This is a genomic window from Subtercola endophyticus (genome assembly GCF_021044565.1).
Lineage (GTDB): Bacteria > Actinomycetota > Actinomycetes > Actinomycetales > Microbacteriaceae > Subtercola > Subtercola endophyticus.
In genome coordinates, this window is sequence record NZ_CP087997.1 from 3,387,790 (window position 1) to 3,411,455 (window position 23,666).

Consider the following 23,666-nt stretch of genomic DNA (forward strand, 5'->3'; position numbering starts at 1 on the left):
GCGGGCCGGGGAGGTGCTTTTTCGCAAAGTGGATGGTCGATCTGGAGTGCGCCCAGCGTTGGTAGCGGGATAAAGAAGACAGCGATTATCTAGTCGCCCCGTGCGCCGCAGGGGCGGCGGCGCACAAATGGATACAGTGACCGGGTGAGCAACGTAGACACGGGGATCAAGGTCGACGACGAGCGACCCGCGGGTAACGGGAAGACGTTCTTCGGGCAGCCGCGGCAGCTCGCGAGCATCTTCGGGGTCGAGGCGTGGGAGAGGTTCTCGTTCTACGGCATGCAGGGCATCCTGCTGCTCTACCTGTTCTACCCCGCGTCGCAGGGCGGCCTCGGTATTCCGAAAGACACCGCGACCGGAATCCTCGGCGCGTACGGCGGCGCCGTGTACCTCTCGACCATCCTCGGCGCGTGGCTGGCCGACCGCATTCTCGGCTCCGAACGTGTGCTGTTCTTCGCCGCCGTACTCATCATGCTCGGCCACATCGCGCTCGCGGCTCTGCCGGGCGGCGGCGGTGTGGCGGTCGGTCTGATCTGTATCGCCATCGGTTCCGGTGGCCTCAAGGCCAACGCGACCTCCATCGTCGGCACCCTTTACGCAGCGGATGATCCGCGGCGCGACGCCGGATTCTCGCTGTTCTACCTGGGCATCAACCTCGGCGCCTTCGTGGGGCCGCTGCTCACCGGCCTCGCCCAGACCACTTGGGGCTTTCACGTCGGCTTCGCGCTCGCCGCCGTCGGCATGGCCATCGGACTCCTCCAGTACAGCTTCGGCCGCAAGAACCTGCCGAAGGTGGCGAGCGTGGTTCCCAACCCGTTGCCGGCAGACCGTCGTCGTCGGGTCATCATCGTCGGGGTCATCGCGGTGGTCATCATCGTCATCGCCGTTGTGACCGGGGTGCTGAACGTGAACAACCTCGTCACCGTGGTCATCGCCGTGACACTGATTGCTGCGATCGCCTATTTCGCGATCATCCTGAGCAGCAAGAAGATCACGAAGACCGAGCGCAGTCGCGTCTTGGCTTTCATTCCGCTGTTCATCACGAGCGTCGCCTTCTGGTCGCTCTACCAGCAGCAGTTCACGGTTGTCACCCTCTACGCCGACAGCCAGCTGAACCTCGATCTGTTCGGCTGGCAGATGCCGGTGCCGTGGGTGCAGTCGATCAACCCGATCTTCATCATCATCTTGTCGGGAGTGTTCGCCGCCATCTGGACCAAGCTGGGCAACCGCCAGCCGCTCACTCCGTTGAAGTTTGCGGGTGGAGCGATCGTGATGGGCATCGCCTTCTTGTTGTTTCTCCCGTTCGCCAACGGCGGCCCGGCATCGACCCCTTTGCTCGCGCTGGTAGGCATCTTGCTGGTGTTCACCATCGCCGAACTGCTGATCTCGCCGGTCGGCCTCTCGATCTCGACCAAGCTGGCCCCGCAGGTCTACCGCACGCAGATGGTGGCGCTGTTCTTTCTGTCGGTGGCGCTCGGCACCGCCATCTCGGGCCAGCTCGCCTCGTTCTACGACCCGAACAACCAGGTGCCCTATTTCGGCATTCTGGGCGCCATCGCCATCGTCGTGGGTCTGCTGCTCGCCGCGATCACGCCGTTCGTGCGGCGCCTCATGGCGGGCGTTCGGTAGCGCAGCGCGCGTCACCCCGCCCCGGGCATCCGGTCGTAGGCTGAACGCATGCCACCGAAGAAGCCTGCGGGTCGCGGCACCGCGGGTACCGCCTCGCCCACGATCGACTTCGTCGAGCCGAGACCCGAACGGCTCAGCGCCGGTGATCCCGAAGGTCTGCTGGCCGGCGACTACCGCGAGGGCGAGCTGTTCGAGGGCGCCGACCTGAGCGAGTACGACCTCGCCGGATGCTCGTTTCTCGAGTGCCGGTTCGACTCCGTGACTCTGACCGACGCCGAGCTGCGCGGCAGTCGTTTCATCGAGAGCGTCTTCGTCTCGACGTTCGCGCAGAGCCTCAAGGCGGCCCGCACCACCTGGCGCGACGTGCGTTTCGACAGCCCCCGCTGGGGTTCGGCCGAACTCTTCGACAGCGAGCTGGAATCGGTGCACCTGCACGGCGGAAAGATCGACTACCTCAACCTGCGCGGCTCCCGCCTGACGAACGTGATCGTCGAGAACTGCACGATCGGCGACCTCGATCTCGGCGGATTCACGGGCGATCGGGTGGCGTTTGTGAACTGCCGCATCCAGACCCTCGATGTGACGCGGGCACGGTGCCTCAACGTCGACCTGCGCAGTTCGGAGTTCGACGCCATCCACGGCATCGCGGGTCTCGCGGGCGCCACGATCGACGATGCCCAGCTGTCGCTGCTGGCTCCCCTGCTCGCCGACCACGTGGGCCTGCGCGTCGAGCCGTGACGGCCGGCCCGCCATTTGACTCTGGATAGTTAACACATCACAATAGTTGTGTGACTACAAGTATAAGAGCGACCCCGACCGGATCCGGTGACGATGTCGGCGTCGATGCGGCACGACCCGATCGCCGCCTCACTACGCCGAAGGGCCTGATTCTCGGCATCTGCTGCCTGAGCCTGTTCATCGTGTCGATGGACGCGACGATCGTGAACGTGGCCCTGCCGTCGATCGGCACCGATCTGAACGCGTCGGTCTCCGACCTGCAGTGGATCGTGGATGCCTACACCCTCACCATCGCGAGTTTTCTGCTGCTGTCGGGCTCCACCGCAGACCGGCTGGGTCGGCGCCGCGTGTTTCAGGTGGGCCTCGCCGTGTTCAGTCTGGGGTCGCTGCTGTGCAGCATCGCCCCGAGCATCGGCTTTCTCATCGGCGCCCGCGTGCTGCAGGGGCTCGGCGGGTCGATGCTGAACCCGGTGGCCATGTCGATCATCACGAATACCTTCACGATTCCCAAGCAGCGGGCTCGCGCCGTCGGCATCTGGGGTGCGGTCGTCGGTGTGTCGATGGCCTTCGGGCCGATCGTGGGGGGCGCGCTGACGCAGACCGTGGGATGGCGTTCGGTGTTCTGGGTGAACGTTCCGGTGGGCATCGCCGCGATCATCCTGTGTGCCGTCTTCGTGCCGGAGTCGAAGGCGGCGAAGGTGCGCACGTTCGATCCGCTGGGCCAGCTTTTTGTTCTCGTCGCCCTCTTCTCGCTCGTCTTCGGGCTCATCGAAGCGCCGCGGCAGGGCTGGGATTCGCCGCTCATTCTCGGGCTCTTTGTGCTTTCGGGCGTTGCGGTTGCGCTGTTCATCCGGCACGCCCGCCGGGTCGCTGAGCCGCTGATCGATGTCAGATTCTTTCGCAGCTTTCCGTTCACGGCCGCGACTCTCACGGCCGTCACCGCGTACTCGGCGTACGGCGGCTTCTTGTTCATCAACGCGCTCTACCTGCAAGACGTGCGCGGGTTCTCGGCCTTCGATACGGGCCTGCACATGCTGCCGCTCGCCATCGCGACGCTCATCGCCTCGCTGCTTTCGGGGCGGCTGGTCGGGCGGTTCGGAACGCGCCCGTCGCTCATCATCGCCGGGTCGCTCATCACGCTGGGGTCGCTCACGCTGACCCTTTTGACTCCGGTCACCCCCGAGTGGACGCTTGTCGTGTCGTATGTGCTTTTCGGCCTCGGTTTCGGGGCGATCAACGCGCCCATCACGACCACAGCCGTGTCGGGAATGCCCCGCGCGCAGGCGGGTGTGGCCGCAGGGGTCGCCTCTACGGCCCGGCAGAGCGGCATCTCGCTCGGCGTCGCGCTCGCCGGAACGGTGACCGCCGCCGGCGCGAGTGCGGTGTTAGGCGCGCCGTTCGTGTTGTCGACGCACGTGTTCTGGTTCATCTGTGTCGGATGCGGCGTCGCCATACTGGCACTCGGCATCGCGGCGACCACCAAATGGGCGCGCGCGACGACCGAACGCATCGGTCACCTGCTGCAAGAGCCGAGCGCATCGTGAGCCGCGAGGTCACTCCCGCCGACGAGGTGTGGTCGGCGCTGATGAACCTCACCACGCACAATCTGCGCGAGTGGCGCAAGGCGGTGAGCGACGAACTCGACCTGCCGTTCGGCCGGGTGCGCGTGCTGCGCCGGCTTGGCGAGCGCCCGATGGGGATGAAGGAGCTGGCCGAGGCCTCGGGCATCGACGCTCCGGCTGCGACCGTGGCGGTGAACGACCTCGAGCGCAACGGACTGGTCGAGCGCCTGATCGACCCCGCGAACCGCCGCGCCAAGACGGTGTCGCTGACGGCGGCCGGGGTGGATGCTCTGGCCCGGGTCGATCGGGTGCGTCCTGCCGCGCCGCCCGCGTTCGCCGCCCTCGACGAGGCTGACCTCGAGGCGCTGCAGGGCATCCTCGATCGCGTGGAGCGCCATGCCGCGGTGGATGCGCCTGCCGCCGGGCGCTAGCGGCGCCGTTGGCGTGGGGATCGGGTCGCCTCGTCGCCTCGCCGTCCCGGGGCGGGTCGCCGCCTCGTCGCCTCAGGTCGTCGCCTCGCCGCCTCGGGTCGGCTCAGCGGGTGCTTCGGTCGGAGATCCCGCAGTATGGCGACGTATTGCGCGCATGTGAACCCTGCTCCGACCCAAGCGACATCGATCAGGCGCCGAGGCCGCCCACGACCTCGAAGGCGAGTGACGTCATGTCTCCGGTGAGCATCGGGCGGGCATCCGCTATCGCCGCCTGAACCGACGGCAGCTGCAGCGACGCCGCGTGGGCCTCGTCGCTCACCCAGCGTTCGCTGACGTAGACGACGTCGGGATCGGCGGCGTTGGTGCCGACGAGGTACTGCAGGCAGCCGAGTTCTGCCAGGGCGGATTGGTCGGTGAGCAGCAGGCGAATGACGTCGTCGCGGCGGCCGGGTTGTGTGCGCAGGGTGGCGGTGTAGCTGAAGGTCATGGGTTCCAGCATGTCGGGTCTGGCCTGGGAGCGGAAGCGGCTGCAGCGATCGCTCCCTGTGCGATTGGCCTCCTCGGAGCCGCACAATTCTCCACAGAGCATGGTGCCATCGAGTTGTGCACAGATTGCTCCGCTAGCTGAGAGTCGGGCAGACGAGTGGGTACCGTTGAGGGCATGAAAGCAATGATTTTCGAGACGTATGGCGGCCCCGAGGTTCTGCACGAGGCCGAGGTACCGACACCCGAGCTGAAACCGGGGCAGGTCTTGGTGCGGGTGCGCCTCGCGGCAGTGAACCCGTACGACCTCAAGCTGCGGTCGGGTGCAATGCAGCAGAACGTGCATCCGACGTTTCCCGTGATTCCGGGCAGTGAATTGGCCGGTGTCGTTGCGGCAGTAGGGCCTGCTCTCAAGTCGAGCGTCGTCGAGTCGACCGTCTGGCCGCCGCTGCAGGTCGGTGATGCGGTGTTCGGCTGGGGCGTAGGTGGCTCTTACGCCGAGTTCAGCGCGGCGAAAGCTGTCATTCGTAAACCAGAAGACCTGCACTGGGAAACGGCCGCCTCCCTCGTGGTGGCGGGCGCGACGGCGCTGCGATGCCTGCGGCAGCTCGCCGTCACCAGCGGCGAGACTCTGCTCGTGCACGGAGGGGCAGGCGCGGTCGGCTCGGCCGCCGTGCAGATCGCCGTTCACGAGGGCATTACGGTCATCGCGACCTGCAGCGAACGCGACGCCGAAATCGTGCGCGAGTTCGGCGCCCACCCCGTGCGTTACGGCGAAGGGTTCGTCGAGCGTGTGCGCGAACTCGCACCCGACGGGGTCGATGCGGTGCTCGACACAGCCGGCGCCGGAACGCTGCCCGGTTCGATCGAACTCGCCGGCGGGGTCGATCGAGTGCTGACGATCGCCGATACCGCCGCCTTCGCTCTCGGGGTCACGTTCTCGGGCGGTGGCGCGGGCGAGCAGACTCCGGATGTTCTGCAGAAGATCGCCGACCTAGCGCTGTCAGGCGTGCTCACCCCGCCCCCGACTCGGCACTTCCCCCTGACCGAGGCGGCGCAGGCGCAGGCGGCACTGGCCGCCGGCGGTTTTAGGGGAAAAACCCTGCTCGACGTCTAGCTCGACGCGCGTCGTCTGTCGTCTGTCGTCTGCCGTGCGCTGCGTGCCGTTCCCGGCGAGTCGCGTCGTACCCCGCGAGTCGCGTCGTACCTCGGAGTAGCGAATCGTGTAGCACCCCGTTCGTCGTGCGCTGAGTGCCGTCCCCGCGAGTCGCGTCGTGCCCCGCGAGTCGCGCCGCACGTCATGCGCCGCCCGTCGAAAGCGATAGCTGCGGACGAGGGCGACAGGTGCGCTGGTCGCTCTCGTCCCGCCGCCGCCGAGGGCGACACTTGCGGACGAGAGCGAGGGGTGCGCTGGTCGCTCTCGTCCGTATCGGTCGCGCTCGCCGCGCGAGGCGGCGGCCAAGGTCCCGGCCCCGCCGCCCGCCCTTCGGCCGCCCCCGTGCGGCCGTCACCCCGCGCCCCCGACCCGCCCCCGCACCCGACCCGCCCCCGCCCTCGCCCTTCGGCCGCGCTACGTGCCGTCCCCGTGAGTCGAGCCGCGCGTCGCGTCGTACGCCGCGCGTCGAGGGCCGCCCGTCGAAAGCGGTAGCTGCGGACGAGGGCGACAGGTGCGCTGACCGCCCTCGTCCGCGCCGCCGCCGAGAGCGACACTTTCGGACGAGAGCGAGGGGTGCGCTGGTCGCTCTCGTCCGAATCTGTCGCGTTCGCCGCGCGAGGCGGCGGGCACGCCCCCCCCGCCCCCGTGCCGCCGTCAACCCGTGCCGCCGTCACGCCGCGACCACGACCTGCCCCTGGCCGCGCTTCGTGCCGTGTTCGCGAGTCGAGCCACGCGTCGCGTCGTACGCCGCGCGTCGAGTGCCGCCCGTCGAAAGCGATAGCTGCGGACGAGTGCGACAGGTGCGCTGGTCGCTCTCGTCCGAATCTGTCGCGTTCGCCGCGGGCAGGCGTCAGGCGCCGTCGCGCACGTCGCGCACGAAGTTCTGCACGTGCATCCGCAGTGCCTCGATGCGGTGCTGCCGCGCAGCCTCGACGTCGAAGCCGATGTAGGCGACCGGCGGCCGTTTGCGCACGTTCGCCGAGCACTCGAAGTGCGAGCAGACCAGGGTTCCGATGGTGTTTCCGTTGCGGCCCGCCTGCCCGGCGCGCTTGGCGGCGAAGAGCACCACGTCGTTGGGCAGCAGCACGTCTTCGCACCAGGCGCACTGCGGTCGCGACCGCACTTTTCCGTCGGACTGCCGGAGCACGATGCCCATCGGCACCCCGTCGAGGTGTGTGAAAACGTAGCCGAGGCCCGGAATCTTGGCATCACGCCAGCCGAGGTAGTCCAGCTTGTCCCAATTGAGGGTGGAGAGCTCGGGCGGCAGGCTCAGGTTGGTTCGTTCCTTCAGCGATGCGTTGACGAACGACGTGCGAATTTCTTGTTCGGTCAGGGGGAGCATGATTGTGATTCCTCGTCAGTTGGCCAGCCCGCCGGCAGTGGATGCTCGGGTCGAGGCTGTTCCGAATATGTACGGCGCGCTTGCACAACCCGTCGGGGTGCGGTGCGCAGACGTCGTTACGGCACGAATAGTGCGATGCGAGCCGTACGACGCGAACAGATCGGGTGACGCGCTACCTGCCGCCGGCGAAGAAGGCGCCGACGACCCCCTGACGCCCCGAGGGCTGACGAAGAGCGGTAGCTGGTTTCACGCCAGCAACTATACGCCCGCTCGCCCAGCGGATTCACGGAAGAGCGCCCGCGACCGTCTGTCCCCCCGGCCCTGCGCCCGTGCCCGTCTGTCGCCCGGCCCGGCAGGCCCTGTGCCCGCGAGCCGCGCGGGCCATGCAGACGAGTGGATCGCCGGCCCGCGCGCACCGGAACCGTACCGCACCCAGCCCGACCCTAGCCCGCCGGGCACGCTGGGCTCAGATCATGTCTGCGAAAGCCGGCAACTCGGCCGAGAGCGCCAAGCCGGAGATGTCGCGCCAGGCGAGCTGTAGAGCATCCACTGCCCGTGAGGTTTCGACGGGCAGCAGATTGATCGGCAGGCGCAAGAAGCGCTCGAAGGCTCCGTCGATGCCGAACCGTGGGCCGGCGGTGATGAGTACACCGCGCGTGCGAGCCGCGAGAACGAGTTGCGAACTCGCAGGTCGGCCGAGGTTCACCCAGGCGCACAGTCCGCCATCGACCCGCGGAACCTGCCATTCGGGCAGGGCGTCGGCCAGCGCGCCGAACAGCGCGTCGCGCCCGGTGCGAAGCTCGGCCTGGCGCAGAGGAAGCAGCTGCGCGGTCTGCGGCACGAGATTCGCGGCGACGAGCTGCTCGAAGATGGGCGTGCCGATGTCGCTCGAGGCACGGGTGCCGAGCAGGCGGCGGATGAGGGGGCGGGATGCCCGGATCCAGCCGATGCGCAACCCGCCCCAGAACGTCTTGCTGGTCGAGCCGAGGGTGATGACGTCGCCGAATGTGGCGAGCGGCGCGGGGCGTTCGGGCGCGATGCTGCGGGTGTCGGACTTGCCGGCGGATTCGGCGCCGCCCGTAACGCTGCCGCTGAGGGAGCTGCCTCTGCCGCCGCGGGAGCTGCCCCCGAAGCCGACACCGTGGACGCGACCACCGGGCTCGTCGATCGTCAGCTCGGCCGTGGTCTCGTCGGCGACGAGCACCGTGCCACTGCGCTCGGCCGCCGCGACCAGCCGACGGCGCAGGTCGTTGCTCATCGATGCCCCCGTGGGATTCTGGTAGTCGGGCATCAGATAGGCGAGGGTGGGTGCGGTGCGCTCGAAGGCCTGAAACAGCGCCTCTTCGTGCCAGCCGCCGGTGTCGCCGCCCGCGCCCCCGCTGGCCCCGCCGCCCGCACCCGCCGCCGTCACTGAAACCGGAACCAGCCGAGCGCCGGCCGCGATCAGCGTGTCGGCCGCATGCGGATACGTCGGCGTCTCGACGATCACCCGATCACCCCGCGTGATCAGCGTGCGGGCGATGAGCGTCAGCGCCTGCAACGCACCGCTGGTCACCATGATCTCGTCGGCCTGCGTCGGCAGGCCGCGCTCGGTGTACCGATCGGCGATGGCCTGGCGCAGCTGCGGCAACCCGAGCGGCTCGTACCCGAGGGTCGCGAGGTAGGGCCCGATCTGCGTGGCGGCCTGCTGCATCGCCGCATCCACCCCCGCCAACGCCGGCAGCGCGGCCTGGGTGAAGTTGATGACGCCGGTGCTCACGGGCTGCTCGACACTCTCGACCGCCGGGTTCTTCGCGATGCTGCCTGAGCCGCGCACGCTCTGCAGATATCCGGATGCCCGCAGCTCGGCATAGGCGGCCCCGATCGTGCTGCGGCTCAGGCCCAGCCTCTCGCTCAGTTCACGTTCGGCGGGCAGACGGCTACCGCCCGGAACACGCCCGTCGGCGATGAGCAGCCCGATGCGGTCGGCGAGGGCCTGATAGGCGGTGCCCTCGGTCTTCCACTCGCCCAGCATGGCGTCGAGAGCTCGGGCAGACAGGTGAAGGGCGGTCATGCGACCAGTTTACGCGGATTGGTCTGTTGACGCCAGGCCAATTCTGCAATTGGATTGGCTTTATCGACGTTGGACTGGTGTTCGACCGGCATGCTCGAACGGAATCGGGCGAATGGAGTGAGTGGTGATGGTGTTCTTGGTTATTCTCGGCCTGATTGGTCTGGCCGGTATTGGAGCGACGTTCTACGCGATCGCCCGTGACGGATACGCCCCGGCTCGAACGCGTGACGCCGCCTTCTATCGGTCGACTTTCGACTACTCTGCAGATCACACGACGAAAGAGACCGCCAAATGAGCGACCCGACCATCCGCCCGTTCGCCCAGGTAGACGTCTTCACGAGCGTGCCGTACCGCGGAAATCCGCTGGCCGTCGTGCTCGACGGCACCGGCCTCGACGACGAGCAGTTGGCTCGGTTCGCCAACTGGACCAATCTCTCTGAGACCACATTCATTTTGCCGCCCACCCCTGAGGGCGCTGCGGCGGGCGCGGACTACCGCGTTCGTATCTTCACCGTGAACACCGAGCTGCCGTTCGCCGGGCACCCCACACTCGGCACGGCGCACGCGTGGCTCGAAGCCGGCGGCGTGCCTCGAGACGCCGACACCATCGTGCAGGAGTGCGAGATCGGCCTCATCCCGATCAAGCGCGACGGGTCGCGCCTCGCGTTCGGCGCGCCGCCGCTGCGTCGCAGCGGAGCCATCGGCGATGCTGACCTCGCCCGAATCGCCGGCGTTCTCGGCATCACGGTCGACGACATCGTGGACTCGAACTGGATCGACAACGGGCCCGGCTGGTCGGGCATCCTGTTGCGGTCGGCCGAGGCTGTGCTGGCGCTCGAGCCCGACTTTGCGGCGCTGAACGGGCAGTCGATCGGCGTGGTGGGGCCGTACCCCGCGGCGCGATCGGGTGCATCGGGCGCATCGGCCGGCGCGGGCGGCGCGAGCGGCGCGGGCGCGCAGGGTGCAGCCGAGCATCCGCAGTTCGAGGTGCGCGGATTCGCCGGGGCCGCCCAAGTGAGCGAAGACCCCGTCACCGGCAGCCTCAACGCCGGCCTCGGGCAGTGGATGATCGGGGCAGGCCACGCCCCGTCGACCTACCTCGCGGGCCAGGGCTCACGCCTCGGTCGCGACGGCCGCATTCACATCGCCGAGCTCGACGGCCAGGTCTGGGTCGGTGGCGACACCGTGACGTGCATACGGGGAACCGTGCGGTTGTAGCCCCGTTGCGGAGTGAGCTGCGAGTTCTGGTGGGCTGGGCGGGCGACCACCCACCAGAACTCGCAGCTCGATGGCGCGTGCGATGATGAAAGCGTGACATCCGAGCCCCGAGCCGACAGCGACGACGCGACGAAGCCGCGCAGCAGCAGCACCCGGCGGCGGGTCGTGAACGTGGTGGCCGCGGTCGTGGCGAGCATCGTCATCATCGCGGTGATCGCCGTCGCGGTGGGTGGGCTGTTCCTCATTCGGCCGGGTTCCGTGTCGACGCTGAGCGCCGCCACCACGGGGCAGTGGAGCAAAGTCACCCTGCCGCAGCCCGCCGAGAACGGCGACGGCTCGCCGTACGACATCTACGTGAAGCCCGGCTCGAGCAAGAATCTCATCATCTTCTTCGGCGACGGCGGCCTCAGCTGGAACGAATCCACCGCCGTTCAGCCTGTCACCCTCGGCTCGAGCATCTTCGGCGGCGGCAACTTCTTCTCGCCCAACGTTCCGTTCTACGTAGCGAATACCTTCGGCGGAGTGCTCTCGAACGAAGCCCGCAATCCGTTCGCCGACTGGACCACCGTGTACGTTCCCACCACCACCGGCGACCTCGGCATCGGCGACGCCACCGCCAAGTTCATCGTGAGCAGTGGTAGCGGTACCAACGGCCCGAAGACCGTGACTGCGCGGTTCAACGGATACAACAACTCCTCGGCCGCCCTCGACTGGGTGTATCAGAACGTGGCGGCACCCGGCAAGGTCATGGTGGCCGGCGGCGGCACCGGAGGGTTGACGGCATCCTTCTGGCTCAGCAAGGTGGGTGACCACTACTCGTCGGCTGCGTTGTACGAGTACTCCGACAGCGCGTACTACGCCGCGACCCAGCTCAGCGACGTGATCGACCCCGTGTGGGAGGCGAAGTTCGAGCAGCGCTTCGGCTTCACGTTGAGCAGGGCTCCGCTGAAAGACGCGGTGACGTTCAACACGGCCCGCTTCGGCGACCGGCTCACGACGCTGATCTCGCAGACGCTGCTCGACAAGACCGACGCGACCTTCTCGGCAGACCTCGACGACGGCTATTACACCGTTCAGGCCGGCTCCGACTGGAACTACAGCATGAAGCAGACCATGCGCGCCCTGCTCGGCGCCGACCAGCCGCCGGGCCTCTTTCTCACGGACTACGGCGCGAACCAGTACGGCGAGACGGCGCACATTCTCTCCACCAACCCGAGCTTCTGGCTCGCAACGCAAGACGGCGTGGCGCTCGACCAGTGGCTCGCGTCGGCCGTCATCAACGACGACGCCCGCAATGCAGGGGTCGACTACCTCTACCACTAGAACGTGCGTGGTTGACTGGGCAGATGGATGCCGCACCAGACACTGACCGTTACACCGACGACTTCGCCGCCTTCATTTCCGCGTCGCCCTCGTCGTACCACGCCGCCGCCGAAGCGGGCCGTCAGCTCGCCGCGGCCGGATTCGCGCGGCTCGTCGAAACCGAGGAATGGCCTGAGCCGGCCAGAGCCGGCGGGGCGGGCCCGCGCGGCTTCTACGTCATCCGCGACGGCGCCATCGTCGCCTGGATCGTGCCGGCCGGGTCAACGGCATCCACTCCCTTTCGCATCCTCGGCGCCCACACCGACTCGCCCGGCTTCAAGCTCAAGCCCAAACCCACCATCGGCGCCTACGGCTGGCTGCAGGCCGGCGTCGAGATCTACGGCGGCCCCCTGCTGAACTCCTGGCTCGACCGCGAGCTCGAGCTCGCCGGCCGCCTCGTCACGCGCGACGGCGCCGAGCACCTGGTACGCACCGGGCCGTTCTTGCGCATACCGCAGCTGGCCATCCACCTCGACCGCGACGCCAACAACGGTCTCACCCTCGACCGTCAACGCCACACCACCCCCGTCTTCGGCGTCGGCAACGCCTCGCAGGCCGATCTGGTCGACCACCTCGCGCGCCTGACCGGCGTCGACGGGCTGACCGGCGAGGATGTCGCGGGCTATGACCTGCTCACCGCCGACACCGCGGCTCCGCGGCGCTTCGGCCTCCACGAGAAGCTCTTCGCGGCGGGCCGCATGGACAACCTCTCTTCGGTCTTCGCCGGCCTCCGTGCGCTGCTCGCCACGTTTGCTTCGGCCGCGTCGACGCCCTCACCGGCACCTGCCTCAGGCGGGGTGGATGCCGGGCCGGCGGATGCCCAGCCGCCCATCAGCGTTCTCGCCGCGTTCGACCACGAAGAACTCGGCTCCGAGTCGCGGTCGGGAGCGAGCGGGCCGCTGCTCGACGACATCCTCACCCGAATCGCTGGATCGCTCGGCGCCACCACCGAGCAACGCCTGCGCGCCTACGCCGGCTCGTGGTGCTTGTCGGCCGACGCGGGTCATGCCGTGCATCCGAATTACCCGGAGAAGCACGACCCGGTGAACCGTCCGATCGCCGGTGGCGGGCCGCTGCTGAAGATCAACGCCAACCAGCGCTACGCAACGGATGCGCAGGGTGCGGCTCTGTGGGCAGCCTCGTGCGCTCAGACCGGAGTGACGTACCAGGAGTTCGTGTCGAACAACGCGGTTCCCTGCGGCTCGACCATCGGCCCGCTCACTGCGACGCGCCTCGGTATTCGCACGGTCGACGTGGGGGTGCCCCTGCTCTCGATGCACTCGGCGCGCGAGCTCGCCCACGTGGATGATCTGGCCGCCCTCGCGACGGTCGCGACGGCCTTTTTCGCGCCCGCGGCGCCCGGCGCGCTCACCGCCGGCTGATCTTGCGGCTTTAGCCGGCTGAGGTGTTGCTTTGAGCGGGCACGCATTTGCATGCACATTCATCAAAATGTCCCCGTTTATGTGGACTGCTTAATAGCGAGCGAATCCCTAGGCTGATCGGGCGGGGAGAGACCTAGACCCAGTTTGCCGCCGCGGCGATCGAAGTATGGCCAATGGGGGATGTCGCGCGTGACGGAACAAGGCGAAGGGCCACAGCGCCGCTTTCGGGCACCCCGCTACCTTCCGCAACTATTGACCATCGGGGTGTTCGTGCTTGCGGCCGTCGTGGCCTACCTGCTCTTAGAGATGCGCTGACGGCGGCACAGCCGTCGGCACTACGAGGCACCACTCGTTGCCCTCCGGGTCGAGCAGCACCTGGAACGAGCCGGCGGTGTCGCTGTGGATGCCGCCGGTGCGGAGGGCGCCGAGGCGTTCCGCTTCGGTGATGGCGGGGCCCAGATCATCCACTCGCACGTCGAGGTGTACCCGGTTCTTCACCGTCTTCGCCTCGGGAACCTTCTGAAACGACACCTGCGAGAAGCCGGGCGGCAGAATGTACCACCAGGCGTCGTCACGCCCCGTCGGTTCGCCGCCCAGGATGCCCGCCCAGAACGTCGCGAGCGCTCGCGGGTCGGCGCAGTCGAACACCACTTCGTCGATGACTCCGATCACGCTTCGAGCCTAGCTGCGTCTCGCAATTGCGGATGCGCAAAGTAGTCTAGACTAATCCTCATGACGGCCGCCGAGACGATTCGAACTGTGAGAGCCCTTAATGGCCTCACGCGCACTCAACTTGCGCACATGGCCGACGTATCTCCCTCGACAGTCACCAGAATCGAAGCCGGCCAACTGGATCCCACCTATTCGATGTGGGAGAAGCTCCTGAACGCTGCGGGCTATCGGGCGGGTGTGACGATCGAGTCCGTCGCCGACATCTGTGCAGTGGCTGCCGCCCGTGAGATGCTCACGGGCGCGAGTTTCGAGCTCCCCGAAACCGGGCCGTGGAGGGAACGGTGGCAGAGGGCGGGTTTGTCTGGCGCAAGATTCGTACCAGAGATCGCTCTGCAGGCGGCAGCGGCTAGTCCGCTTCGAAGTCGCCCGGGTATGCGCACCGCCACGTACGACAGGTCGTGGCAACAGATCGTGCGCGACTTTCGGGCCAACCATGTGCAGTATGCGATGAGCGGGCTGAACGCTGCTGAGGGGGGAGATCGGTGGTCTGGCTCCACTTCACCCGTGATCTACGTCGAGAATGTTTCGAAGGCTTTCGAAGTGGCGTCGCTCACGACGCCCTCGCCGGGGGAGCAGGTTCTGACCATCCTGCCGTTTGACGAGGTGTCGAGGCGGGGTGTGTGGAGAGACGCCGCTGACTTCAGCTGGGTCGACCGTATTCAAGCTCTTATCGATTCCTATGGCGGTCCGGGCCGCATGGCCGACAACGCAGACGCGATCGCCGAACGAATCGGAAGAGAACTCGCTGCATGACCGATATCGGGAGTGCTGACTACGGCGCTCAGCGGTTCTCTCAGGATTCCGGGGAGGGCGCGTCGGCATCTCACTTTCGATTCGGCGCCGAACTCGTGCAATCGCGGAAATTGCTGCTTGAGGTCTTGACAGCCTTTGAGGGGCAGAAGGAGGCGCTCACTGTCATCGGCGCGCACGCGGTGTTCGAGCGCGTCAAGCACATGACCGGCGATCTCGCCATGGATAGCACACGCGACGCCGATGTCGCTGTGCTGCCGCAGCTTGTGACAGCCGTGCCGCAAGTCGGAGAAGTGATGGCATCGCTCGGTCTCGAGCTGGCTTCGCCTTCGCGTCCCGGCGTTTGGGGGCGCAGTAGTGATTCTCGAGGTGACCTGCACGGTCGACTCACGATCGACCTCATTGCGCCGGCCGCCCTCGCGGGTAACGGGCGCCGAGCGGCGAGAATCGAAGGTGAGCACGGCAAGAACAGCGTGTCGAAGACTGCTGGTGTAGAACTCGTGCTGGTCGACCGAAGCCTTTTGACTCTGGAATCATTCGACACCAGTGGTGCGAGCGCAGAGGTGTACGTCGCGGGGGTCGCCGCCTTGCTCTGCGCGAAGGCGTACAAGTTGCATGATCGGCTGAATGCGCGCGAATTGGTCCGCAAGCCCGATCGGCTCAGACCCAAAGACGCGGGTGACATGTGGCGACTCATGAAGGTGAGCGCGGGGGCAGCCGTTCGCGCCACCTTTGATGAGGCAGCTGCAGACCCGCGCATCGGTGAAGCGGTGGCATTGGGCGCTCAGCACCTGAACGAACTTGCGACGAATCGAGCCTGGCTGCCTCAACTCGCCGTACTCCACCTTCGAGACACGTACAACGAAAAAGCGGTACGCGGGGTCATCGACGAATGGATTGGTGCGTTCGGCCGCGCAGAGCAAACGTCGCAGGCTGCTGGCCGTCCATCGGGCACAATAGGGTGAAATGAAGAGAGTGACGAGCGAGCCGCGCCCGAACTGGCGCGAGCGATGCGACGAAGTCGGGTTCAGCTTCTACGACCTAGAGTCAGAAGGCGGCAGGCCCTACTGGAACGAGGCGGCGGCCTACAGCTTCACGAGCGCCGAGATCGACACTCTCGAGACTGCGACCCAAGAGCTCTTCGACCGCTGCATGGAGGCCGTCGAGGTCATCGTGCGGGCCGGCCGGTTCGCCGAATTCGGCATTCCTCCGCGCTTTCATGAGCTGGTGCGCGCCTCGTGGGATGACGATGACCCCACGGTTTATGGGCGGTTCGATCTCATCATCGATGCGGCGGGCATCCCGAAGCTGCTCGAGTTCAACGCCGATACGCCGACCTCGCTCGTCGAGACCGCGGCCGCTCAGTGGCAGTGGCTCGAAGAGGTGCGCGGCCCCGAGGCCGACCAGTTCAACAGCCTGCACGAGCAGCTCATCGAACAGTGGATGCACATCCGCACGGCTCGTTGGGGAGTGGCCGCCGGCGCCAGGCTGCACCTCGCGTCGCTGCACGACAGCGGAGACGGCGAGCTCATCGTCGAAGACTTCGACACCGTGGCCTACATGGCCGAGACGGCGAAGGCGGCGGGGTTTGACCCGAAGCTCATCTTCGTCGAAGACATCACGTACAGCGTCGACAGGTCGAGTTTTCTCGATGGCGACGGGGAGATCATCCAGCACATCTTCAAGCTGTACCCGTGGGAGTGGATGATCAACGAGCAGTTCGCCGGATTCCTTCTGCCGAGACGCGGCACCACGAACTGGGTCGAACCCCTGTGGAAGCTCTTGCTCAGCAACAAGCAGTTGCTCGTCGTCTTGTGGGAGCTGTTCCCCGGGCATCCGAATCTGTTGCCTGCGTACGCCTCGGCCTCGCCGCTCGCGGGCCGCGCGTACGTCAGCAAGCCGCGCCTCGGCCGCGAAGGAGCCAACGTGACGATCGTCGATACTGATGGTGCGGTGCTCGAGCAGCAGCCCGGCGGCTACGGCGAGGAGGGGTTCGTGTATCAGCAGCGCGCCGACACCGTGACGATCGATGGCAAGAATGTCGTCATCGGCAGCTGGGTGGTCGGCGAAACACCAGCCGGCATTGACATTCGCGAGACCTCGAGCCTGATCACCGGAGACCTCGCCGAGTTCGTACCGCACTTCATCGAGGACGCCCTCGACGCCGCTCTCGACGACGAAGAGGATGCTCGCGACAGACCGCTCGGCAGCCGCGACAACAGGGCCGCCGAATGACCCGCCGCCACGCCGGCTCCGGCTCGGTCACCGTGACGGGCATCGCCCGAACTCACCGCACGGCTAGCGCGGGTAGCGCGAGTCGCGCGGGGCTCACCCGTGGCGCCAGTGCGCTCTCGATCGCCGCCGTAGCCGTGCTGCTTGCGGGCTGCGCCACCAGCGATGACGGTGTTGTTCTCGAGGGCGCTGACGGCAACAACTACGTGGTTCCCGACGGAGCGGAACGGCCCCAGTACGCCACCCGTGAAGACTGCATCGCCGACGTGACCGAGCAGATCGCCAAGCTCCAGGCCGAGGGCGAATCCATCGGCGACGACCCGAACACCCTCTGCGAGGAGTCGAGCCGCTACCCGGTCGGGCATGTTGGTAACCCGCGTTATACGAATAGGTTGAGTTCCGGCAGCGGAGGCTCCTCAGTGACCGTCTGGTTTGCGTGAAACAATGCGGGTGCCGTCGATCCAGACGCCTTGAATGTTCCGTGTCGCTTGGATATCGGCCGTTGGGTCGCCGTTAACGAGGAGAAGATCGGCTCTTTTTCCGGCCGCGATAACACCGCGGTCGCAGAGTTTGAATTCTCTCGTGGTGAGGCTGGTCGAAGCAGCCAGGGCCTGAGTGGGGCTGAGTCCGGCGGCGACGAGGAGGGCGAGTTCGTCGTGGGCGGAGGATCCGTGTTTGGGCATGAATGGTGTCGCGGGTGCCGAGTTGGCGTCGGTGCCCATCAGAATCGTGACTCCGGCGGAGTGCAGCGCCCGTACGGAGTCTCGGGCGTGTTCGTAGGTGAGGGTGGGACGCATGCTGGCGATGCCGTGCATCATGGTCAGCGTGGGTATGACCACGGTGTTGGCGGTCCGTAGACGTTGCACCAGGTCATTGTCGAGTACCGCGTCCAGCGGTGCGTGCGTGATGATGTCTACACCTGCGTCCAGCGCAACCCGGTAGGCGCCGGTCGTGACGGAATGGGCGATGACGAGTAGTCCGCGGTCGTGGGCGGCCGTGACGATGGCGTCAACGGTTGGTTGGTCCATGCCCTCGGGTGGTGCTGCTTCGGTGATGATCTTGATGTAGTCGGATCCTTCGGCGAAGCGTAGTTCGACGAAGCGGCGGCCCTCGTCGGGTGTGATGACGATTCCGTCGACCGGGAATCCTGGAATTCTGGCGTGGTTGCCGCCGGGACCGACGGCGGGGATGCCGGCGCTGCGGATCTGAGCTACGCCTTTTTCGTGGCGCATTCGGTCCACGAACGCGACAGGCCAAGCTGCCATGTCCAGCCCGGTTGTAACGCCCCAGTGAGCGAGTTGCGCGAGGTCGTCTCGGGCGCGGGTGTGCATGTGGGCGTCGATGAGGCCGGGCAGGAGCGTGCATCCTGTTCCGTCGATGGTTTCGTCTGCATGCAGCGATTTGCCGGTGCCCGTCAGGTCGAGGCGGCCGCTTTCGTTGATCGCGACGCGCTGAGGGTGTGTGAGGCTGCTTCCGGTGAAGAAGTGGACGTTGTCGATGACGGTAGTCATGCGAGCTGCGCTTTCTGTTGGGTCACTGCATCGCCGGTTGGGCGTGGCGGGAGCGGAAGAGTCGGATGATTCCGATGGCGCCGCCGACAAGGATGATGGCGCCAACCGCCCTGCTGGCCTGTGCGAAGGATGCTGTCGGAAGATATAGCGCCATCAAGGTGATGGCGGTGGCGTGGGCGACGAGCACCAGGCCGGCGATAAGTGTCACGAGCCGCAGCGACTTGGTCAGCGCAGCCGTCTTGACCGGATCAGCACTGGTTGTGTCAGGAGTGTCGTTTCTGGAGGTGAACCGGAAGATCGTGTTGCCAAGAGGTTTGCCGACGGCCACTGAGACGAGAAGGATCAGGCCTGCAGGGCCTGTCAGCAATGCCTCCTGGAGTTTGAGTACGAACTGGTTCTCTCCGGTGAGTACGTAGACGATCAGCATGACAACGAATGAGACAACCGCGATCAGCCCGATCGGATCGAGCCGACGTGTTCGTATCAGTTCGATGAGAGTGAAGACGGCCGGAATCGCGGCACCGATTACCAGGGCGATCGTGTAGCCGCCGACATACGGGGGCAAGAATACGAATACGAGGGTCGGTACGACAAGATTGACGACGACGCTCAGTACGATGCGCCACAGTCGGTCGCGACGAGTCAGGTTCATAATGTTCCTCCAAAGAGAGCAAGCCTAGATGTCTTTCCAGATTGCTTTCTCAAAAGGTATAGTGTGTGAGGATCGCCGTCAAGAGGAACCAGGTAGAGGATGATCGCCAGGGATGCACGAGAGGGTTACATTGATCCCCTCGTGGCCCAGATTGCTGGGTCAATGGCCGAGCTGACGCCAGGGTCGTTCGAGCTCACCCGTCAGATAGCCCGGCTCGCCGGAATGCTCGAGGGCGTGCTGCAACCGCAACTCGCGAACGCCGGCCTCACCCGAGCTGAGTACGACATCTTGGGCACGCTCAAAGCCACCGCCCCCGACTATCGCCTGCGGCCAACCGACCTCAGCCGACGTGCGATCCTAACCTCGGGCGGCACCAGCAACGCAATTCGCCGTCTCGAGGAGCGCGCCCTCATCAGCCGCGCGAAGGACAGTGAAGACGCCCGAAGCAGCTGGATTCAGCTCACCCCAGAAGGGCGCACACTAATCGACTCCACGCTCGCCGCCGTGTCACGCGGCGCATCTACGCTATTCCATCCGGCCGCGCACCTGCTCCCACAATCGAACCAGGCCCTGGCCGACGTGATCGCAGCGTTGGCCCAATAGCTGACGTGAGCCGCGACCTCTCATGCGAAAGGATTTGTAACCGGCAGAATTTCGCGTATCGCTTCGATGTGCCCAGCCGCCCTCACTTCACCGCCCTCAGAGTATCGAACATATGTTCGAGTAACCAGCCGGTCCGTCTGGCATGAAGCAGGCCGCTTCGCGCGCTTGGTCAGTCGAGGAACGCAGATCTAAGAATCCGCGTGTGAAAGGTCTTGCTTGCCGCCGCAAATGGGTGTATCCATTTGCGTATCCCATCGACGTCGGTGGGCCAGCACACAGTAGCTTTGGGGGCCGACACTGAGTGCTTTCTCTTTTTCTGACCGCGCATTTTATTCTCCAACAGTCCGGGCTACTGAGTCTGTGCTGCCCGTCAAGGCATTGCCAGCTCCGCCGCCGCCCAATGCTTCCGGCCCCCTCAACCTCAGTCACCCGGCGCAGTCCGGTGACCACAGTGCATGCTGGTGGTATTGGGGCGGGAACCCTAACAGCCAGGGAATCACCTGCACGGTGAATTTCTAATCGCGACGAAGTTAGGAATCGATGATGAATAAGAAGACTTCAGAATTTCTCCGCAACTCACTGACGCTGCGCATTGGCGTCGCGGCCGCCGTCGCAATTGGCGCTATCGGCGCAGTCAACGTGGTCTCAGCAAGCGCCAGCCCTGCAGTCGTCCCCAGTGCGGCCCCAGTTAGTCCGGCATCAGCAGGAGAGTTCACGACCACAGTTTTCGGGTCGCCGGTCGCTGTCACAGACAAACTTCCCGACATTATTGACGGCGATTCGATCGGAACGGCAGGCATTCAACAGTCGTCTGTGAGGTTCCTCGGCACAAAATCCGGATCTAGCTACTGGACTGCGCTAGGGCAAGCCGACGAAATATGCCTTGTGGCATTCGTGTCGACCGACGATGTCGCGAGTTCAGCGTGCGCGTCGCCTTCGACATTCAACGCGCAAGGTGTCGGGCTACGACTGTTCGGTCCAACCCAGGGCACTGAAGGCTATCTCGTCCCGGACGCCTCGGCGCTCAAGGGGGCAGCGCTGGTGGCGGTAGTTCCGAATCTGGTCACTATCGACCCTCTCGCAACCGCTGCCACACGTGCGTCGACTACGGTTTCAGGGAGCAAATTCCAGCTAACTCTGCTGCCTCCAGCCGCGGCCAGTGAACTGCCAGCGAAGTTCAAGGCAGCAGACTGAGGACCATGAGATTTCGGCTCGCGATCGCGCTCGTCGCCTGTTTGGGTGCAACCGCACTCAGTGGTTGCACCCAAACTACAAATACACCGACTTCATCATCGCCTGCTCCCAGCACGTCCGCGGAAACAAACGTCGGCGTTATCCTTGAAAACTGGCTCAGGAGCGTAGGGGGCGATGATTTAGAGACGTTCTGCGGGCTCACAACCGTGGACGGCACCAATGATGATAAGTCGAGGTGTGAAAATGCTCTCTCGACGATACGGGCCAACACTGATGCGTCGCAGACCGACTATGGAATGGCAACCGTGGACACTCTAATTGTGCAAGGCGACACGGCCAGTATCTCAGGCCAAGCCGTGCACCTCCCCGCGGGCTCTACGGCAGTGCTAAAACCGCCCTATGTCCTCCAGCGCCAGGCCGGCGCGACACAAGGGGTCTGGCGAGTAGTAGTCGATTCGGGACAAGTCTCAGCTACCAATTAATTACGGCGTGGAGCTTGCCGGTCTGATCGAGACAATACGCAGAGGTCGCTAACGCGACAAAGCCTGCGGCGTCAGTGGCCCATGCGCCTTTGTCGATGAGCGCTTGGTGGCTGAGCTCCAGCCGGAGTCTCCCGGTTGCTCCAGGCAGCGCAGACCTGAGCGCCGCTACGTCGGAGCGAGTCATCCTGCCAAGCATGAAATGAACTGATCGCCCTGACTGATTTGAAGAATTGGGTTTCGGGCAGGGTCGGATGGGTACCCGCGCAAACGGTTAGCGCGAGCGCGTTGACCGCGACCAGAGCGATTGCAATACGTCGTCTCATCGTTCCCCGTCGTGATTCTGGGCGCGGAAAGCGCGGAGGGAGTTAGATTCGCCTGCACGAAAGGGCAAAAAACCCGCGGTATTCCGCGTGATGCAGGGTGCCGCGTAGCGGCTCAGAATTCTTTGAGCGCGTAGCGCGCCTGGTCGGCCGGCTGACCGAGAATGTCGGCGTGTCGGCTTTGCATACTGTCAGGCCCCGTCTGCATGATGGGTGCAGGAGAGCCCCGCGGGAGTCTGGCGGGGAAGCTGATTTGTGGGTTAGGGTCTGCTGAGCTTTTTGTTGACTGTTTTCCTTGTTACGCGGCCACGCTGACCGCGTTCTTGGATGAAGGAGGTGACAGGGCGCGCGCCAATGCGTTCGCCCGGCCATCCAGGGCATCCACGATCGAAGGAACGCGCGTTCTGGGCGGTCATCGCGACGGGTGTGTTACCGACCGAGGCTGGTGTCGCTATCGGCGTGTCTCCGGTCGCGGGCTCGCGATGGTTCCGAGAATCAGGCGGTATGTCGCCTTATTCCTGGCCCGCGCCGTCGGGCCGTTACTTGTCATTAGCGGAACGCGAGGAGATCGCCATCCAGAAGGCGTTAGGCAAGGGCGTTCGTCAGATCGCAGCGGTTCTCGGGCGTAACCCCTCGACGATCTCTCGTGAGTTGCGACGAAACGCGGCGACTCGCGGCGGGAAACTCGACTATCGGGCATCCGTCGCGCAATGGAAAGCCGAGCTGTTTGCCAAACGACCAAAGCTCGCCAAGCTGGCCGCGAATCAGCGCCTGCGCACATACGTTGAGGAACGTCTTGCGGGTGGTGTCGAGCGTCCCGACGGGACGTTCGTGCGTGGCCCTGGCACAGGATGTCTAACCCCGGGTTAAATGGAGGTTCTTGATTCCCTGGAAGGGTAAGAATCGTGCCTGCGATGAAGAAGTATCCGCCCGAGTTGAAAGAGCGGGCTATCCGGTTGGTTTTGGACTCCGTTGACGAGAACGGTGGCCGTCGTGGAGCCTTTGAAATCGATTGCGGGCAAGCACCCGTCGGTCGGCTGACTCAATAATTTCGAAACCCATCACTCTGTCTGACGGAGGAGTGATAAACGTTGAGTTCCCTGCAGGCAACCAGGTGGCGATTTTCAAGGTCTCGGATTTGAGTTCCTGAAGTTGGACTGCTCAGGACGGGAGCCTCTGACCAGCCCCGTGTTAGATGCATCGTTGGGGGAAGTGTCTCGCGATTTCTGCCTGCACGGTCGGCAAAAATGAACAGATAACTGTACAGATAGCTGCATAGTTGTGTTAGCCTGGGGCCATGAGCAAGCCAGCCGACACTTCGGGTTCCGCAACGGCAGCCGCCCCGCTTGCCCCGCACGCCGCACCCGCGCAGGTGGAGCACGACACAACAGCCAGCGAGCTGCGGGTCGTGCTCGGCCAGCTGACGCGGCGCCTGCGCGAGCAGGGCAATGGAGGCAGCGACTACACGCATTCGCAGGGCAGTGCCCTGCTGAGGCTCGAGCGCGAAGGGCCGCAGACCATCAGCGACCTTGCAAGAGCCGAAGGCGTGAGGCCGCAGTCGATGGCGGCAATCGTTCAATTCTTGCTCGAGGCAGGGTACATCGAAGGTTCGCCCGACCCGAAAGATGGGCGCAAGACGCTGCTTTCCATCACCGACGAGGCCCGCGCCAAGTTCGCGAGTGGGCGTCTCGCGAAAGAAGATTGGCTCTTTCGCACCATCAGAACCACGTTCACGGACGACGAGCGGCAGGCGCTCGCCACGAGCATCCCGTTGCTGCGGCGTCTCGCCACGTCGCCCTGACGCAAAGGCGTCTCGCCACGTCGCCCTAGCCGC

General features: G+C 65.5%; 23 protein-coding genes and 1 pseudogene. 18 read left to right on the forward strand and 6 right to left on the reverse strand.

Annotation, left to right across the window (positions count from 1 at the left end; genetic code table 11):
- Positions 1 to 144: 144 nt before the first annotated feature.
- The 4 genes from LQ955_RS15745 to LQ955_RS15760 are packed head-to-tail and all read left to right on the forward strand — an operon-like array spanning position 145 to position 4,360.
- Positions 145 to 1,629: a peptide MFS transporter gene (locus LQ955_RS15745; RefSeq protein WP_390623392.1), complete on the forward strand. Its 1,485-nt coding sequence runs from the start codon at positions 145 to 147 to the stop codon at positions 1,627 to 1,629.
- Between the two features lie 48 nt (positions 1,630 to 1,677).
- Positions 1,678 to 2,367 carry a pentapeptide repeat-containing protein gene (locus LQ955_RS15750; RefSeq protein WP_231025434.1) on the forward strand — a complete coding sequence of 230 codons (690 nt, stop codon included), beginning with the start codon at positions 1,678 to 1,680 and terminating at the stop codon, positions 2,365 to 2,367.
- A 50-nt stretch (positions 2,368 to 2,417) separates the two neighbouring features.
- The gene (locus LQ955_RS15755) at positions 2,418 to 3,911 is read left to right on the forward strand and encodes an MFS transporter (protein WP_231025435.1); all 1,494 of its coding nucleotides are present in this window, start codon (positions 2,418 to 2,420) and stop codon (positions 3,909 to 3,911) included.
- Positions 3,908 to 4,360, forward strand: coding sequence for a MarR family winged helix-turn-helix transcriptional regulator (locus LQ955_RS15760; protein ID WP_231025436.1), 453 nt, complete (start codon positions 3,908 to 3,910; stop codon positions 4,358 to 4,360). The genes LQ955_RS15755 and LQ955_RS15760 overlap by 4 nt, the downstream gene beginning before the upstream one ends.
- A gap of 187 nt (positions 4,361 to 4,547) precedes the next feature.
- On the opposite strand, the gene LQ955_RS15765 is transcribed toward LQ955_RS15760, so the two are convergent.
- Positions 4,548 to 4,847: a putative quinol monooxygenase gene (locus LQ955_RS15765; protein ID WP_231025437.1), complete on the reverse strand. Its 300-nt coding sequence runs from the start codon at positions 4,845 to 4,847 to the stop codon at positions 4,548 to 4,550.
- Between the two features lie 174 nt (positions 4,848 to 5,021).
- On the opposite strand from LQ955_RS15765, the gene LQ955_RS15770 reads away from it, so the two are divergent.
- On the forward strand, positions 5,022 to 5,960 hold the full coding sequence (locus LQ955_RS15770; RefSeq protein WP_231025438.1) for an NADP-dependent oxidoreductase: 939 nt from the start codon (positions 5,022 to 5,024) through the stop codon (positions 5,958 to 5,960).
- A gap of 889 nt (positions 5,961 to 6,849) precedes the next feature.
- Here the strand turns inward: LQ955_RS15770 and LQ955_RS15775 are convergent.
- Positions 6,850 to 7,341, reverse strand: coding sequence for an FBP domain-containing protein (locus LQ955_RS15775; protein ID WP_231025439.1), 492 nt, complete (start codon positions 7,339 to 7,341; stop codon positions 6,850 to 6,852).
- Between the two features lie 466 nt (positions 7,342 to 7,807).
- Positions 7,808 to 9,394: an aminotransferase-like domain-containing protein gene (locus tag LQ955_RS15780; RefSeq protein WP_231025440.1), complete on the reverse strand. Its 1,587-nt coding sequence runs from the start codon at positions 9,392 to 9,394 to the stop codon at positions 7,808 to 7,810.
- A gap of 127 nt (positions 9,395 to 9,521) precedes the next feature.
- Here LQ955_RS15780 and LQ955_RS15785 point away from each other — a divergent pair, with 127 nt between their 5' ends.
- The 5 genes from LQ955_RS15785 to LQ955_RS20040 all read left to right on the forward strand — a co-directional run bounded on the left by LQ955_RS15785 (position 9,522) and on the right by LQ955_RS20040 (position 13,671).
- Positions 9,522 to 9,689 (forward strand): hypothetical protein, encoded by a 168-nt coding sequence (locus LQ955_RS15785; protein WP_231025441.1) that lies wholly within the window; start codon positions 9,522 to 9,524, stop codon positions 9,687 to 9,689.
- The gene (locus tag LQ955_RS15790) at positions 9,686 to 10,612 is read left to right on the forward strand and encodes a PhzF family phenazine biosynthesis protein (protein WP_231025442.1); all 927 of its coding nucleotides are present in this window, start codon (positions 9,686 to 9,688) and stop codon (positions 10,610 to 10,612) included. The genes LQ955_RS15785 and LQ955_RS15790 overlap by 4 nt, the downstream gene beginning before the upstream one ends.
- 93 nt (positions 10,613 to 10,705) lie before the next feature.
- Positions 10,706 to 11,935 carry a pectinacetylesterase family protein gene (locus LQ955_RS15795; RefSeq protein WP_231025443.1) on the forward strand — a complete coding sequence of 410 codons (1,230 nt, stop codon included), beginning with the start codon at positions 10,706 to 10,708 and terminating at the stop codon, positions 11,933 to 11,935.
- A 23-nt stretch (positions 11,936 to 11,958) separates the two neighbouring features.
- On the forward strand, positions 11,959 to 13,356 hold the full coding sequence (locus LQ955_RS15800; protein WP_231025444.1) for a M18 family aminopeptidase: 1,398 nt from the start codon (positions 11,959 to 11,961) through the stop codon (positions 13,354 to 13,356).
- Positions 13,357 to 13,545: 189 nt separating this feature from the next.
- Positions 13,546 to 13,671, forward strand: a complete 126-nt coding sequence (locus LQ955_RS20040) for a hypothetical protein (RefSeq protein WP_255713623.1) — start codon at positions 13,546 to 13,548, stop codon at positions 13,669 to 13,671.
- Here LQ955_RS20040 and LQ955_RS15805 read toward each other — a convergent pair.
- Positions 13,657 to 14,028, reverse strand: a complete 372-nt coding sequence (locus LQ955_RS15805) for a VOC family protein (protein WP_231025445.1) — start codon at positions 14,026 to 14,028, stop codon at positions 13,657 to 13,659. The genes LQ955_RS20040 and LQ955_RS15805 overlap by 15 nt on opposite strands.
- A 60-nt stretch (positions 14,029 to 14,088) precedes the next feature.
- Here LQ955_RS15805 and LQ955_RS15810 point away from each other — a divergent pair, with 60 nt between their 5' ends.
- From LQ955_RS15810 to LQ955_RS15825, 4 genes are read left to right on the forward strand one after another with little or no spacing between them, the layout of a single operon-like run.
- Positions 14,089 to 14,841 carry a helix-turn-helix domain-containing protein gene (locus LQ955_RS15810; RefSeq protein WP_255713624.1) on the forward strand — a complete coding sequence of 251 codons (753 nt, stop codon included), beginning with the start codon at positions 14,089 to 14,091 and terminating at the stop codon, positions 14,839 to 14,841.
- Positions 14,838 to 15,803, forward strand: coding sequence for a hypothetical protein (locus LQ955_RS15815; RefSeq protein WP_231025447.1), 966 nt, complete (start codon positions 14,838 to 14,840; stop codon positions 15,801 to 15,803). Before LQ955_RS15810 ends, LQ955_RS15815 begins: the two co-directional genes overlap by 4 nt.
- 1 nt (position 15,804) lies before the next feature.
- Positions 15,805 to 17,073 carry a glutathionylspermidine synthase family protein gene (locus tag LQ955_RS15820; protein WP_231025448.1) on the forward strand — a complete coding sequence of 423 codons (1,269 nt, stop codon included), beginning with the start codon at positions 15,805 to 15,807 and terminating at the stop codon, positions 17,071 to 17,073.
- On the forward strand, positions 17,070 to 17,510 hold the full coding sequence (locus LQ955_RS15825) for a hypothetical protein (RefSeq protein ID WP_231025449.1): 441 nt from the start codon (positions 17,070 to 17,072) through the stop codon (positions 17,508 to 17,510). Before LQ955_RS15820 ends, LQ955_RS15825 begins: the two co-directional genes overlap by 4 nt.
- Here LQ955_RS15825 and LQ955_RS15830 read toward each other — a convergent pair.
- Together LQ955_RS15830 and LQ955_RS15835 are read right to left on the reverse strand one after the other, a co-directional pair.
- Positions 17,487 to 18,581, reverse strand: coding sequence for an amidohydrolase family protein (locus tag LQ955_RS15830; protein ID WP_231025450.1), 1,095 nt, complete (start codon positions 18,579 to 18,581; stop codon positions 17,487 to 17,489). The genes LQ955_RS15825 and LQ955_RS15830 overlap by 24 nt on opposite strands.
- Positions 18,582 to 18,603: 22 nt before the next feature.
- On the reverse strand, positions 18,604 to 19,233 hold the full coding sequence (locus LQ955_RS15835; protein WP_231025451.1) for a VC0807 family protein: 630 nt from the start codon (positions 19,231 to 19,233) through the stop codon (positions 18,604 to 18,606).
- Between the two features lie 162 nt (positions 19,234 to 19,395).
- On the opposite strand from LQ955_RS15835, the gene LQ955_RS15840 reads away from it, so the two are divergent.
- From LQ955_RS15840 to LQ955_RS15855, 4 genes and pseudogenes are all read left to right on the forward strand, one after another.
- Positions 19,396 to 19,836 (forward strand): MarR family winged helix-turn-helix transcriptional regulator, encoded by a 441-nt coding sequence (locus LQ955_RS15840; protein ID WP_231025452.1) that lies wholly within the window; start codon positions 19,396 to 19,398, stop codon positions 19,834 to 19,836.
- 540 nt (positions 19,837 to 20,376) lie between these two features.
- Positions 20,377 to 21,030 carry a hypothetical protein gene (locus LQ955_RS15845; RefSeq protein WP_231025453.1) on the forward strand — a complete coding sequence of 218 codons (654 nt, stop codon included), beginning with the start codon at positions 20,377 to 20,379 and terminating at the stop codon, positions 21,028 to 21,030.
- Positions 21,031 to 22,159: 1,129 nt separating this feature from the next.
- Positions 22,160 to 22,681: pseudogene (locus LQ955_RS15850) on the forward strand (transposase); the annotation flags it as partial.
- A 448-nt stretch (positions 22,682 to 23,129) separates the two neighbouring features.
- Positions 23,130 to 23,633 (forward strand): MarR family winged helix-turn-helix transcriptional regulator, encoded by a 504-nt coding sequence (locus tag LQ955_RS15855; RefSeq protein WP_231025454.1) that lies wholly within the window; start codon positions 23,130 to 23,132, stop codon positions 23,631 to 23,633.
- Positions 23,634 to 23,666: the final 33 nt, after the last annotated feature.